This window comes from Paraburkholderia sp. 40 (assembly GCF_050434105.1).
GTDB lineage: Bacteria > Pseudomonadota > Gammaproteobacteria > Burkholderiales > Burkholderiaceae > Paraburkholderia > Paraburkholderia tuberum.
This window is the reverse complement of the sequence record NZ_JBNPVY010000002.1, coordinates 872,510-885,275: the sequence shown is the minus strand read 5'-3', so window position 1 is coordinate 885,275 and position 12,766 is coordinate 872,510. Positions and strand designations below refer to the sequence as shown.

The following is a 12,766-nucleotide window of genomic DNA, read 5'->3' as shown; positions in this document are numbered from 1 at the left end:
GGGCGACGCGCGGCTCTATAATCGACCGCAATCAACCGCACGAGCAGGCTGGCCGGCCGCACCGGCGCAGCGATCCGCGAACGCAACCTAACGCAATCAACCAGGCACGCACCCACGGAACCGCACGATGAACACGCTGGCGCATCCGCTCGAAACCGACGATACGACGCTTTCCGGCATGCTGTCGCATTTCAGGTTGCTCGAGCCGGTATTCGATGCAATGCCGGACGTCGTGTTCTTCGTCAAGGACGCCGACGCGCGGTATGCGCTCGTCAACCGCACGCTCGCTTCGCGTTGCGGCTTCAAGGAAAAGGCTGCGCTGCTCGGCAAGACCGCGGAAGACGTGTTTCCGCGCCGCTTCGGGCGCATCTATACCGCGCAGGACAAGGCGATCGTCGGCGTCGGCAATCAGATGCTCGATCAGCTCGAACTGCATCTGTATCCGGGCCGTCAACCGGGCTGGTGCCTGACCTGCAAACAGCCGCTGCGCGATGCGACCGGCAAGGTGGTCGGCCTCGCCGGCATCTCCCGCGATCTGAAAGCCGACGAAAGCAGCCATCCGGCCTACAGCCGGCTTGCCGCGGTCGTGCAGTCGATCCAGGAGAATTACGTGCAGCCGCTGAACCTGAAGCAACTTGCGGCGATGGCGGACATGTCGGTCGCGCAACTGGAGCGGTACTTTCACAAGGTGTTTCATCTGACGCCGCGCCAGGTGCTCCTGAAAACGCGACTCGATGCGGCGACCGCGCTGCTGGTGTCGCACGACAAGGTTACCGACGTCGCCGCGCGTTGCGGCTACACCGATCACAGCGCGTTCACACGGCAATTCAAGGCGACCGTCGGCGTCACACCGACCGAATACCGGATGTTGCTGCACGGTACGCTGCGCGGCTGAACGGCGTCGCACGTGTCATGGCGGGTCGCGCGCATCGCTACTACGTGTACGTCGTCGCGCTCGACGACAAGGTGTGGAACGAGGCGCGCTTTCGTCGCGCGAATCCCGGTTACCGTTTCGACAAGCCGTGCGTGTACGTCGGCATGACGGGGCTCGACCCGGACTTGCGCTTCGATCGGCACAAGGCGGGCATTCAGGCGAATCGCTATGTGCGCGACTACGGCCTGCGTCTGATGCCTGAACTGTACGACGTGTTCAACCCGATGCCTTACCGCGGCGCGCAGGATATGGAAGTGGAATTGGCGATCGGGCTGCGCGAGGCGGGGTATGGGGTGTGGCAGGCTTGAAAGGCTTGATGCGGCCGAATTCCATTGTGACGATCGTGCTCAATGTGCTCGCCGCCATGCGATGACGCTTGCCGGCACTACCAATGCGATGGCGACGATATATCCCGAAACGATCAGCACAAAGTTGCCCCAGGCCTCGACATCGTAGGCGTCGGGCTCCCAATTGGGATATAGGCAACGCAGTAGCCATCGAACGGAACCGGCGAACCATAACGGTATCTGGAACGATAGTTGTTGCGTGCCCCATGCGAGTGCAGTGCCCAATGCGACCCATATCCCAAGTGCACTGATGCACCATCGAAGCAATCGGGCGTATCTCATCGCACTTCCACTCGCCCGTAAGCTCGCATGTTAGTTCCTGGTATTGGCAGCGTTGGCGAAGTCCGACGGATATAGCGCTGCAGCCGCTCAAAGCCAGCCAGATCTTTTACGGTAATGCAACCTTGGCTTAGATGCCTCGACCCTTCGGGATGAAGGCGGAATTGACCCCGCCGGATGCCTTGAATCATCGTCACGTCGCCGCCGTGAGGATTCCACAGCGTGAACCATTTGTGCCGATCACTACTTCCGAAGTGTTCACCGATAAAGTCCCTAGTCCCCCGATGCGTCCGCCGGATTGGCGGTCAATCAGGTAGTACGTGCCGGGAGGTATCGGGCCGACATCCACATCCGCGACATTGTCGGGATTGTCCCTGCCGGCTCTCTGACCCGAATAGGCCTCGACCGCGCCAAAGCCTGAACAGACGAATCGTGAAGTCTCTTTCCGATTGAGTTCGAAGGTACAGCTTACAGTCATTGGTTTTTGCTCCAGAATTCCCTGAGGTGGCGGAGCAATGACTATTGCGTGTACGTCGGTGCCAGACAATCGGAGCGTTCTTAAAGATGCCTCGCATGTCTACGAAACTGATGCGGAAGCGCGGCGGTCTGATCTATCGCCAAAAACGTAGGCCGCGCTCAATGGCTGTGCCTGAATAGAAAAAAGCCGCGTCAACGCAAAGCGTTGACGCGGCATCGGATGACCGGGTCGCGAGCCGATCTGCTTACTTCACCCCAAGCCCTCGCAACACCGCATTACCCTCGGACGTCAGACGGATATGCGGCGTGCCCGCATCGTTCGAAACGGTCTCGACGAGACCTGCTTCGTAAAGCTGCGGAATTTCGGGTTTTGCGGATGCATCGATCGGCGCGTGCAGCAGCAGCAGCAGCGTCGCGAGCTCGTGATGGCTCAACAGACGGCGCAGGATAGTAGGCCGTTTGGCCGGTGTTTCGTTGGTGTTCGGTTCGGGCTGGTTCATGGAGCGCACCTGGTACGGGGACATGTCCGGGGATCTTGCGGACGAAGTCTTAAACGATTCTTAAGACTCCATTGTCCTGTAACACCGTGACATGAACGTTGCAATGGATCAGATTCCGGCGCCTGCAACTTCGCCTTTATGCGCCACAAAGCCTTATGGCGCGCAGGTTTTGCTTGCCGATTCGATCCACAGGTTGCTTACATGACGCTTGCCCGCATAGAAACGGTAAGTTGTCGCGCCGTTGTCGCTGCGTACCTTGACGATGTTCGAGTCGCCGAAGTCGAGCATCTGACCCTGCGGGATCCCGGTCGACTTGAACGCGGCGTTGTGGTGGTTGGCTATCTGCGTCAGACAGGCGACCACGTCGTCGACGGAACGCTGTGTCGTCGTGTCCGTGATGGGTTCGCCGGAATCGGGGTCTTTCTGGAAATACGCGCAAGCGCTGAGCAGTAGCGAAAGGGACAGGACTGCAGCGAACTTCTTCATATCTCTCCTGGCGTTGATTCGGCGATTCGGCTGAGCAGGCGCCATTATATCGAGACGGCGAGCCTGTCCCGATCGGGGACACAGGTCGCGTGCCTGAAAAGACGAAATCCGTATCGACGCGGCGACTTCCAATGGCGAAGCCGCCGTCGTGCCTCCGGTGTCCGCCCGTTACTTGCGCCGCTGCGCCTGCGCCGCGAGCCGCACCGCCGCATTGGCCGCGCCGTAGCCGTCATAGCCGCCGCGCCGCTCGACGATCTCGAGGAAGAAGCGCTGGTCGAGTTGCTCCGTATAAGCGTGGAAAAACTCGCCGCCGCGTTCGTCGCGGTCGTACAGGATATTGTTGGCGCGCATCGCTTCGAGCAGCGTGTCGGACAGCGCGTAGCGGGCCGCGAGGTCGTCGTAGTAATTGCGCGGAATGCGCAGGATCGGCACGCCGTCGGCGACGAACTCGGGGATAGCGCTGAAGATGTCGCCGGTACTGAACGCGACGTGGTTCAGTCCGGAGCCGTGATACGTGTGCAGCGCCTCGGCCACCGCCGTATGGCGATCCACCGATGCATTCAGCGCGATCCGCACCGAGCCGTCGGGGCTGCGCAGCGCGCGGCTGCGCACGAGGCCGTACGGATCGGGAACGAGCACCCCCGGCTCGGCCAGGAAGCCAAACGCGGTGCGCAGAAACAGCACCCACGTATCGAGCGCACTCGCCGGCACCGACAGACACACGTGATCGATGCGCTCGAGCGGTCCCACCTCGGTCGGGCCGTTGACGTCGGTCAGCACGAAATCGGCCTCGAACAGCGTGGGCTGATCGGGCGTTTCGTCGACGAAATAGTTGAGACTGCCATCCGGCGCCTGCACGGCCGGCAGCACGCGCTCGTTCGGCCCGATCTGGCCGGAGAACGGCGCGTAGCCAAAGCCGGCCGCGCGCTCGAATGCGTGGCTCGCGTCATCGACACGAAACGCCGATGCGCACAGCGACAAACCATGCTGCTGAAAAAACGCGTTCGCGAACGAATCGGGCTCGGCGTTCAGCACGATCGAGGCCGCGCCGTGCTGATACAGCGTTACGTCCTTCGAGCGATGCTGGCCGGCCTGGCGAAAGCGCAGCTTGCCGAGCCAGTCGGCTAGCTGCGTGCGCGTGGTGTGATCGACCGCGAATTCGAGGAACTGATAGCCGACGTGCGCGGGCGCGGCGGGCGAGCGGTACAGGCCGCCTGTCGTTTTGCGCGGCTGCTGTTGCTCTTCGAGCAACGCGCGAGTTTGCTCTTCGAGGAACAACAACGAGCGATGGCCATCGGCGGCCGTGATCGTGGTGGGGGCGGCGCGAAAGCCGTCGTTGAAGATTTCCAGCGAAAGCGGGCCCTTGTAGCCAGCTTTGACGACCTGTGCGGTGAAGTTCGCGAGATCGAAGTCGCCCTGGCCGGGGAAGCAGCGGTAGTGGCGGCTCCATTCGAGCACGTCCATCGCAAGCTTCGGCGCGTCCGCGATCTGCACGAACGCGATGCGCTCGCCAGGAATGTCGGCGATCGCGTCGGGCGTGTCGTTCAGCGACAGCGTATGAAAGCTGTCGAGCACGAGCCCGAGATTCGGATGATTCACGGCGTCGACAAGCTTCCACGCGTGGCGATAGGTCTTTACGTGCCTGCCCCAGGCGAGCGCTTCGTAACCGGCGACCACGCCAGCCGCTTCGGCCGTGCGGGCGAGCGCGCCCAACTGGTCGATCATCAGCGAGTCGTCGCAGATCGTGTCCGGCGACACGTTGCTGCACACGAGGATGCGGTCCGTGCCTAGCTCGTGCATTACGTCGAACTTGCGCTTCGCGCGGTCGAGATTACGCTCGAGCCGTTCGGGACTGACGCCGTCGAAATCGCGAAACGGCTGGAACAGCATGATCTTCAGGCCGAGGTCGTCGGCGATGCGGCGCACGTCGGCGGGCGAGCCGTCGAAATACAGCAGGTCGTTCTCGAAGATTTCGACACCTTCGAAACCCGCCGCGCGGATCGCGCTCAGCTTCTCGACGAGGGTGCCGCTAATCGACACGGTGGCAATCGAACGTTGCATGAACGGCTCCTGCAAAAACGGACAAACGAGGGGGAAACTCAGAGAAAAACCGCGGCGGCGCGCCTGGCGGCGCGGCCTGCCGGGCTTGCTGCAATGCGCAAAAATGAGCTAGTTCGTTACGCACTGAAGCAAGACGCAGGCCAGAATACCCCACACTATCCGGGAGTTTCGATAGTCTATACAAACTAACTAGATGGTACAAATTCGTAGAAACCCCGAATGACGACGACGGCCGATGCGCGCACACTTCGCCATGCGTCGAAGAACCGCCGCGGGTGCCGCGGTTCGAGTCGCGCCTTATTTTGCGGGAGTCGTTGTCATGAGCTTTGCCTCCGTACTGGTCCTGAACGGACCGAACCTCAATCTGCTCGGCACGCGTGAGCCGGCCATCTATGGCGCGGAAACGCTCGACGACGTCGCGAAGCTGTGCCGCGACGCGGGCGAGCGCCTCGAGCTCGCGATCGACTTCTGCCAGTCGAACGCCGAGCATCAGCTGATCGACTGGCTGCACGCGGCGCGCACCAAGGTCGACGGCATCGTGATCAATCCGGCCGCTTACACACATACGTCGGTCGCGATCGCCGACGCATTGAGCGCGATCGAAAAGCCCGTCATCGAGGTGCATATCTCGAACGTGCATCGGCGCGAAGCGTTCCGGCATCACTCGTACGTGTCGGCGGTGGCGGACGCGATCATCGTCGGCTGCGGCACGCAGGGCTATGTGCTCGCGCTGGAACGGATGGCGACGATTCTTAAGAATAGGGCGGCGAAATGAACACTCAAGCGAACACTAGGGGAAATTCCCGGACCGACGCGCAGATCGCCGCGTTGGCCAATGCGCAGGCGAGCTTGCGGGCCACTCCCCACTCCTTTCTGGTCGGCCTGATCGGCTCGGGCATCAGCGGTTCGCTCACGCCCGCGATGCACGAGGAAGAGGGCAGCAAGCTCGGACTGCACTATGTCTATCGACGCATCGATCTCGATGCGCAGAAGCTCGACACCGCCGCGCTGCCGGAGCTGCTGACGGCGGCCGAACGGATGGGTTACAACGGCCTGAACATCACGTATCCGTGCAAGCAGGCGGTGATTCCGCTGCTCGACGAACTGTCCGACGACGCCCGCGCGCTCGGCGCGGTCAACACCGTGCTGTTCAAGGACGGCAAGCGCATCGGTCACAACACCGACTGGTCCGGCTTTGCGCGTGCGTTCCAGCGCGGCCTGCCGGACGTGTCGCTGGAACGCGTCGTGCAGCTTGGCGCCGGCGGCGCCGGCGCGGCGGTCGCGCACGCGGCGCTGAACATGGGCGCGCAGTCGCTGACGCTGTTCGACGTCGATGCCGCCCGCGCGCAGTCGCTCGCCGAGGAGTTGCTGGCGCGTTTCCCGAAAGCCAAGGTCAGCGCGGGCACGTCGCTCGAAGATTCGCTCTGCGCCGCGCAAGGCCTGATTCACGCTACGCCGACCGGTATGGCTAAAATGCCGGGCCTGCCGCTGCCGGCCGAATTGCTGCACCGCGACCTGTGGGTCGCCGACATCGTCTATTTCCCAATTCGCACCGCGCTGCTGCAGGCGGCCGAGGCGCTTGGCTGCCGCACGCTGAGTGGCGGCGGCATGGCGGTCTACCAGGCGGTCGACGCCATGCGTATTTTCACGGGCCTCGAGCCGGACGCCGAGCGCGTCTACACCCACTTTCAATCGTTGTTGCAACGCTAACCGGCCGCGTAGAGACCGGCACCCAAGCTGATCGAGGAGACAAGCACGACATGACGCAATCGTTCCAATCCAGCTCCGCGGGCTCGCCCGCGCAGAACAAGGCGGCGAGCCCCGCGCGCCGTTCGAAAGCCCGTTACAAGATCCTCGCGCTGCTCGCGGTCGGCACGATGATCAACTATCTCGACCGCACCGTGCTCGGCATCGCGGCACCGCAGCTGACGAAGGAACTCGGCATCAACGCCGCGCTGATGGGCCTGCTGTTCTCCGTGTTTTCGTGGAGCTACGTGGCCTCGCAGATTCCGGGCGGCCTGTTTCTCGACCGCTTCGGCAGCAAGCTCACATACTTCCTGTCGATGACGTTCTGGTCGCTCTGCACGCTCGCGCAAGGGCTCGTGGGGGGCATCGGCGGCCTGTTCGCCTTCCGTCTCGGCCTTGGCGTTTCGGAGGCGCCATGCTTTCCGACCAATAGCCGCGTGGTCGCCACGTGGTTTCCGCAAAGCGAGCGCGCGATGGCGACCGGCACCTACACGGTCGGCGAATATATCGGCCTCGCGTTTTTCAGTCCGTTCCTGTTCATGCTGATGGGCGCATTCGGCTGGCGCTCGCTGTTCCTCGTGGTCGGCGGCGTCGGTATCGCGTTTGGCGTGGTGTGGTGGCTGCTGTATCGCGAGCCGCGCGATCATCCGTCGGCGAATCAGGAAGAGCTCGACTATATCGAGGCGGGCGGCGGTCTCACGCAACGCAACAAGGATGTCGCGGGTGCGGCCGCGGGTACACCCGATGCGGCGGCATCGAAGAAGAGCGGCTTCCAATGGGGCACGATTGGCCAGCTGCTCAAGCATCGCCAGTTGACCGGCATCTGCCTCGGCCAGTTCGCGGGCAATTCGACGCTGGTGTTCTTCCTCACGTGGTTCCCGACGTATCTCGCCACCGAACGTCATATGGCCTGGCTGAAGATCGGCTTCTTCGCGATCATGCCGTTCATCGCGGCTTCGATCGGCGTGATGTTCGGCGGCGTGTTCTCCGACTGGCTGCTGCGCCGTGGCAAATCGCCGAACGTCGCGCGCAAGCTGCCGATCATCGCGGGTCTGCTGCTCGCGTCGACGATCATTCTCGCCAACTATGTCGAGAGCAACGTCGTGGTGATCGCGATTCTGTCGGTGGCGTTCTTCGCGCAGGGCATGGCCGCGCTCGGCTGGACGCTGGTGTCGGATATCGCGCCCGAGGGTCTGCTCGGCGTGACCGGCGGCATCTTCAACTTCGCCGCGAACCTGGCGGGGATCGTGACGCCGCTCGTGGTGGGCCTGATCGTCGCGGCGACCGGTTCGTTCGTGGGCGCGCTGGTGTTTATCGGTGTCATCGCGTTGATCGGCGCGCTGTCGTATATCTTCGTCGTCGGCGATATCAAGCGGATCGTGCTGGTGGATTGAGTCTTCCCCGGAGAGCCGTCGCGGTGCGGCGGCAACCACGTCGACTGCCGTCACCGGTTTGCCGGGGCAGTAAGCCGCTGAACGCGCTGCGTTTCTCGAAGCGATAAAAAACGGGATGTGGCTTTCACCACATCCCGTTTCCATTTCAGCCGGTCGCCGCGCAACCGGCGTCAATCGTCCTTCTTCACGAACCGCAAGATCGCATCGACGATCATCGCCCGATGCCGCGCCCGCAGCCGCGGATGCGACGGATCGCGCCCAAACGCGGTGCCGAACGTATGCCGGTTGCCCACGCGATGGAAACACAGCGAGCTGATCATCAGATGCAGATCGATCGGATCGATGTCGCTGCGGAACTGGCCCGCCGCGATGCCGCGCGCGAGCAGATCCTCGATCGTGTGAATCACGGTGACGTTGCGTCCTTTGAACGTCTTGACCTGCTCGACGTACTTCGCGCCGTGAATGTTTTCGATCGTCACGAGGCGCACGAAATCGCGCTGGCGGTCGTGGTAGTCGAACGTGAATTCGACCAGCGCGCGCATGCCTTCGACCGGATCGAGTTCGCTGATGTGCAGGTCCTGTTCGAGCGCGCGAATGTCTCCATACACCTTTTCCAGCACCGCCTGGTACAACCCTTCCTTGCTGCCGAAGTAGTAGTACAGCATGCGCTTGGTGGTGTTCGTGCGTTCCGCGATCGCGTCGACGCGGGCACCCGTCAGCCCCATCGCGGAGAACTCCTGGGTCGCGACGTCGAGGATGTTGCGCTTAGTCTGCTCGGGATCGTATTTGCGTGGGGCGTCCACACGCCGGGCGTCGGTACGTCGGACGTCGACACGCCTGGCGCCGGTACGTCGCGCGTCGGCGTGCGGCGTGCCAGACACGATGCCGTTGGTATCAGGCTCGGCGGCCTTGCTTCCCTTTTTCATTGTGGTTTCGAGCGGCAGTGACGGCGCATTCTAGCATGGCGAAATGGGCCTCTGGCGTGGGTCCCGGGCATCGAAGAAGGCATCTCGAAGGAGCTTGCGTGGCGCTTACGCGACCGGGCGCGTGGGCCGGCGGCGCGCGGCGAGTGCGTCGCGTGTTTGCATCGCGGTGTACGTGAGCTGCGCGGCCGCGAGACCGAGCGCGCCGTACGTGCGCGTGAGGCCGAAGGTCGCGAACGCATCGGGCACCGGCCGTTCACCGGAGATAGCCGCGGCCAGCAGTTCGCCAGACACCGTGGTCGGCGCCATGCCGTGTCCGCCGAAACCGACCGCGTACCAGACTCCGTCCGTGCTTTGGCCGATCTGCGGCATCTTGTGTCGCGCGTAGCTCATCAGGCCGCCCCATGCGTGCTCGATGCGCACGTCGCGCAGCTGCGGATAGACCTTCAGCAGGTCCTGTCGCAACAGACGCGCGATCGCCTCGGGCTCGCGGTCGCGCACGGAGATGCGGCCGCCCCACAGGATGCGCGTGTCGGGCAACGGGCGGTAGTAGTCGAACGCGAAGCGGGTGTCATAGATCGCGGCGCGTGTGGCGATTGCGTCGTGCAAGCGTTCGCCGAGCGGCTCCGTTGCCATCACGTAGGTGGCGATAGGCAGCACCGCGCGCTCGACGCGCGCGTACACGTTGCGTGCATAGCCGCCGCCCGCCATCACGACGTGACGCGCGTCGAGCGCACCTTGCGGCGTCTCGACGACGAAGCCCGCGCCGTCGCGCCGCAAGCTGACGACCGGCGAGTGCTCGTGTATCGTCACGCCCGCTTGCGCGGCCGCCGCGGCGACGCCGACAACGTACTTGAGCGGATGAAAATGGAACGCGTTGCGCTCGAACAGGCCGCCGTGATAGCGGCTCGTTTTCAGTTGCGCCGCGAGTTGGTTGGCAGCGATCGGTTCCCAGTCGACACCGAACGAATCGCGCATCAGACGCCGTTGCGCTTCGAGACGCGCAGGTTCGTCGAACCAGTTCGCGAGGATCACGCCGGCATCGGTCGCGTCGCAATCGATCCGATAGCGCGCAATTCGCTTGCGCATCAGCTCGACCGCGTCGGTGGTCAGCGCATAGAGTTCGCGCGCGCGAGTCGGCCCGAGCGTCTTCAGCAGGTCGGCGCAATCGAGGCTGTAGCCGCCGAACACGAAGCCGCCGTTGCGTCCCGATGCGCCGAAGCCGACCTGCTGCGCTTCGAGCACGACGACGTCTTCGACGCCGCGTTCGGCGAGTCCCAGCGCGGTGGAGAGTCCCGCAAGTCCGCCGCCGACGATGCAGACGTGCGCGCTGCGTCGGCCGTTGAGCGGCGCGCAGGCGGAGGAGCGGGTGACGGTGGCTTCGTAGAAACTTTGCATGGGGCGCGAGCTTGTGAACAGGCCCTAGGTTAGCGGCAATCGCGTGTGCCCGTCCAGCCCGCGTGAGCCCGCACCTCGACAGGCGCCCCGCCGCGCTTCGTTCTGCGTTATCGACCCCAGCGCAACACCAGCGGATCGAGCCGGCGTGCGATCTTCAACAGTCCTTCGCGCGTCGCCGGATGCATCTGCGGCAGCGGGTGACGCACCGCGTCCGAACCGATCACGCCGCCTTCTTTCATCAGCGCCTTGCACGATGCGAGGCCGCCCTGGCGATTCTCGTAGTTGATCAGCGGCAGCCACTGCTGATAGTGCGCGGCGGCGGCCTCGGTATCACCGGCCGCATAGGCATCGACGATCAGGCGGATGCCATCGGCATAACCGCCGCCCGTCATCGAGCCGGTCGCGCCCGCATCGAGGTCGGCCATCAGCGTGATCGCTTCCTCGCCGTCCCACGGACCGACGATCGCGTCGCCGCCCAGTTCGATCAGCTCGCGCAGCTTGTTCGCGGCCTGCGGCGTTTCGATCTTGAAGTACGACACGTTGTCGATCTCGCGCGCCATGCGAGCGAGGAACGGCGCGGACAACGGCGTGCCGCTGACCGGCGCGTCCTGGATCATGATCGGAATCTGGATGGCATCGGACACCGTACGATAGAACTCGTAGATGCCGCGCTCGCCGATGCGGATCGTCGCGCCGTGATACGGCGGCATGACCATCACCATCGCGGCGCCCGCGGCCTGCGCTGCGCGGCTGCGCTCCGCGCACTGGTACGAGCTGAAGTGCGTGGTCGTCACGATCACCGGCACGCGGCCCGCGACGTGTTCGAGCGCGAGATGCATCAGTGTGTTGCGCTCGTCGTCGGACAGCGCGAACTGCTCGGAGAAGTTCGCGAGAATGCACAGGCCGTTCGAGCCGGCGTCGATCATGAAATCGAGGCAGCGCTTCTGACCTTCGAGGTCGAGACGCCCGGCGTCGTCGAAGATCGTCGGCACGACGGGGAAGACGCCGCGCAGGGCGGGAGAGTGTGACGCTTGGCTCATGGCGATGTGGTCCGTACGGGGATGGAAGGATTGCGCTCGAACCCGCGAACGGGCGGCGCAACTGGATGAATGTCTCCTTCGGCGACTATACGGCGCTGGGCCTCGCGGGTATATTGAATTGTTTCCATATCGTGATCGCTTTTGCGACTCACCCGACCGATGAAAGACACGCTCAACGTCCTGCTGTCGAAGCTGCGCATGAAGCAGCTGCATCTGCTGATCGCGCTCGACGATCACAAATCGCTGCACAAAGCCGCCGGCGTGATGTCGATGACGCAATCGGCGGCGAGCAAGGCGCTGCAGGAGCTCGAATCGATGCTCGACGCGCCGCTTTTCGAGCGCTCGAAAAGCGGCATGATCCCGAACCAGCTCGGTCATTGCGTGATCCGATATGCGCGAGTCGTGACGTCGGACCTCACCGCGCTCTGCCAGGACGTCGCCGAAATTCGTTCGGGGCGTGGCGGGCGGCTCGCGCTCGGCGCGATCATGGGCGCGATTCCCGACTGCGTGGTGCCCGCGCTGAATCAATTGCATGCGGCGCAACCGGGTCTGTCGATCGAAGTGGTCGAGGACACCAGCGCACGAATGCTCGCGCAGCTCGACGACGGGCGGCTCGATCTGGTGGTCGGCCGAGCGGCGGTCGCGGCCGATCCGTCGAAGTATCAGTATCGTCCGCTCGGCGACGAGCCGTTGGCGGTGGTGGTTGGTTATCAGCATGCGCCGTTGCCGCGCCGCGAGATGATGTTGCGCGATCTCGCCGGGCATCGCTGGGTCATGTATCCGTCACACATGCCGCTGCATGCGCTGCTCGAACGCGAGATGGATCTCGCCGGCCTCGACATGCCCGACAATCCGATTTCGACGGCTTCCACGTTCGTGACGGTTGCACTGCTGCAAAGCAGCGCCGAACTCGTTTCGCTGCTGCCGAGCGCAATTGCTGGGCCGTTCGTGCGGCACAAGATGCTGCGCGTCCTGCCGGTCAGGCTCAAATCGCCATCGCAGACGTTCGGCATCGTCACGCGCAAGGGCGGCGTGCTGTCGCCGCCGGCGGAACGGTTTATCGCGCTGTTGCGTGCACAGACGAAAGCGCGAATTTAGGCGCGGCGCAATCAAATTGCTCAGCCGTCTGCCCGGTTGCCGGTAAGAATGCCAGCAAAAAAACGACTTTCTTTCGGCAAGGC

The 12,766-nt window shown here is 63.6% G+C and carries 14 protein-coding genes; 6 read left to right on the top strand and 8 right to left on the bottom strand.

What is annotated here, in order from left to right; genetic code table 11:
- The first annotated feature begins 127 nt into the window (after positions 1-127).
- Entirely contained in the window at positions 128-895 is a 768-nt protein-coding gene (locus OKW28_RS05255) for a helix-turn-helix domain-containing protein (protein ID WP_429444075.1), read from the top strand.
- A 17-nt stretch (positions 896-912) separates the two neighbouring features.
- On the top strand, positions 913-1,242 hold the full coding sequence (locus OKW28_RS05250; RefSeq protein ID WP_429444074.1) for a hypothetical protein: 330 nt from the start codon (positions 913-915) through the stop codon (positions 1,240-1,242).
- Between the two features lie 317 nt (positions 1,243-1,559).
- Here the strand turns inward: OKW28_RS05250 and OKW28_RS05245 are convergent, their stop codons facing one another.
- The 5 genes from OKW28_RS05245 to OKW28_RS05225 form a co-directional block, all read right to left on the bottom strand.
- Positions 1,560-1,751, bottom strand: a complete 192-nt coding sequence (locus OKW28_RS05245; protein WP_429446856.1) for a tlde1 domain-containing protein — start codon at positions 1,749-1,751, stop codon at positions 1,560-1,562.
- Between the two features lie 2 nt (positions 1,752-1,753).
- Positions 1,754-2,107, bottom strand: coding sequence for a tlde1 domain-containing protein (locus tag OKW28_RS05240; protein WP_429444073.1), 354 nt, complete (start codon positions 2,105-2,107; stop codon positions 1,754-1,756).
- A 175-nt stretch (positions 2,108-2,282) separates the two neighbouring features.
- Positions 2,283-2,537: a hypothetical protein gene (locus OKW28_RS05235; protein WP_429444072.1), complete on the bottom strand. Its 255-nt coding sequence runs from the start codon at positions 2,535-2,537 to the stop codon at positions 2,283-2,285.
- A 153-nt stretch (positions 2,538-2,690) separates the two neighbouring features.
- A complete protein-coding gene (locus OKW28_RS05230; protein ID WP_429444071.1) occupies positions 2,691-3,023 on the bottom strand; it encodes a hypothetical protein in 333 nt (110 codons plus the stop codon).
- 168 nt (positions 3,024-3,191) lie between these two features.
- Complete coding sequence (locus OKW28_RS05225) at positions 3,192-5,084, bottom strand: bifunctional sugar phosphate isomerase/epimerase/4-hydroxyphenylpyruvate dioxygenase family protein (protein ID WP_429444070.1); 1,893 nt, start codon at positions 5,082-5,084, stop codon at positions 3,192-3,194.
- 319 nt (positions 5,085-5,403) lie between these two features.
- On the opposite strand from OKW28_RS05225, the gene aroQ reads away from it, so the two are divergent.
- From aroQ to OKW28_RS05210, 3 genes are read left to right on the top strand one after another with little or no spacing between them, the layout of a single operon-like run.
- Complete coding sequence (gene aroQ / locus OKW28_RS05220) at positions 5,404-5,859, top strand: type II 3-dehydroquinate dehydratase (protein ID WP_429444069.1); 456 nt, start codon at positions 5,404-5,406, stop codon at positions 5,857-5,859.
- The gene (locus tag OKW28_RS05215; protein ID WP_429444068.1) at positions 5,856-6,794 is read left to right on the top strand and encodes a shikimate dehydrogenase; all 939 of its coding nucleotides are present in this window, start codon (positions 5,856-5,858) and stop codon (positions 6,792-6,794) included. The genes aroQ and OKW28_RS05215 overlap by 4 nt, the downstream gene beginning before the upstream one ends.
- A gap of 50 nt (positions 6,795-6,844) precedes the next feature.
- Positions 6,845-8,224, top strand: a complete 1,380-nt coding sequence (locus OKW28_RS05210) for an MFS transporter (protein ID WP_429444067.1) — start codon at positions 6,845-6,847, stop codon at positions 8,222-8,224.
- A gap of 170 nt (positions 8,225-8,394) precedes the next feature.
- Here the strand turns inward: OKW28_RS05210 and OKW28_RS05205 are convergent, their stop codons facing one another.
- The 3 genes from OKW28_RS05205 to OKW28_RS05195 all read right to left on the bottom strand — a co-directional run bounded on the left by OKW28_RS05205 (position 8,395) and on the right by OKW28_RS05195 (position 11,585).
- On the bottom strand, positions 8,395-9,150 hold the full coding sequence (locus tag OKW28_RS05205) for a TetR/AcrR family transcriptional regulator (protein WP_429444066.1): 756 nt from the start codon (positions 9,148-9,150) through the stop codon (positions 8,395-8,397).
- A gap of 105 nt (positions 9,151-9,255) precedes the next feature.
- Positions 9,256-10,545, bottom strand: coding sequence for an NAD(P)/FAD-dependent oxidoreductase (locus tag OKW28_RS05200; protein ID WP_429444065.1), 1,290 nt, complete (start codon positions 10,543-10,545; stop codon positions 9,256-9,258).
- Positions 10,546-10,652: 107 nt separating this feature from the next.
- Positions 10,653-11,585, bottom strand: coding sequence for a dihydrodipicolinate synthase family protein (locus OKW28_RS05195; protein WP_184025420.1), 933 nt, complete (start codon positions 11,583-11,585; stop codon positions 10,653-10,655).
- A gap of 159 nt (positions 11,586-11,744) precedes the next feature.
- Between OKW28_RS05195 and OKW28_RS05190 the strand changes: the two genes are divergently transcribed.
- The gene (locus OKW28_RS05190) at positions 11,745-12,683 is read left to right on the top strand and encodes a LysR family transcriptional regulator (RefSeq protein WP_429444064.1); all 939 of its coding nucleotides are present in this window, start codon (positions 11,745-11,747) and stop codon (positions 12,681-12,683) included.
- Positions 12,684-12,766: the final 83 nt, after the last annotated feature.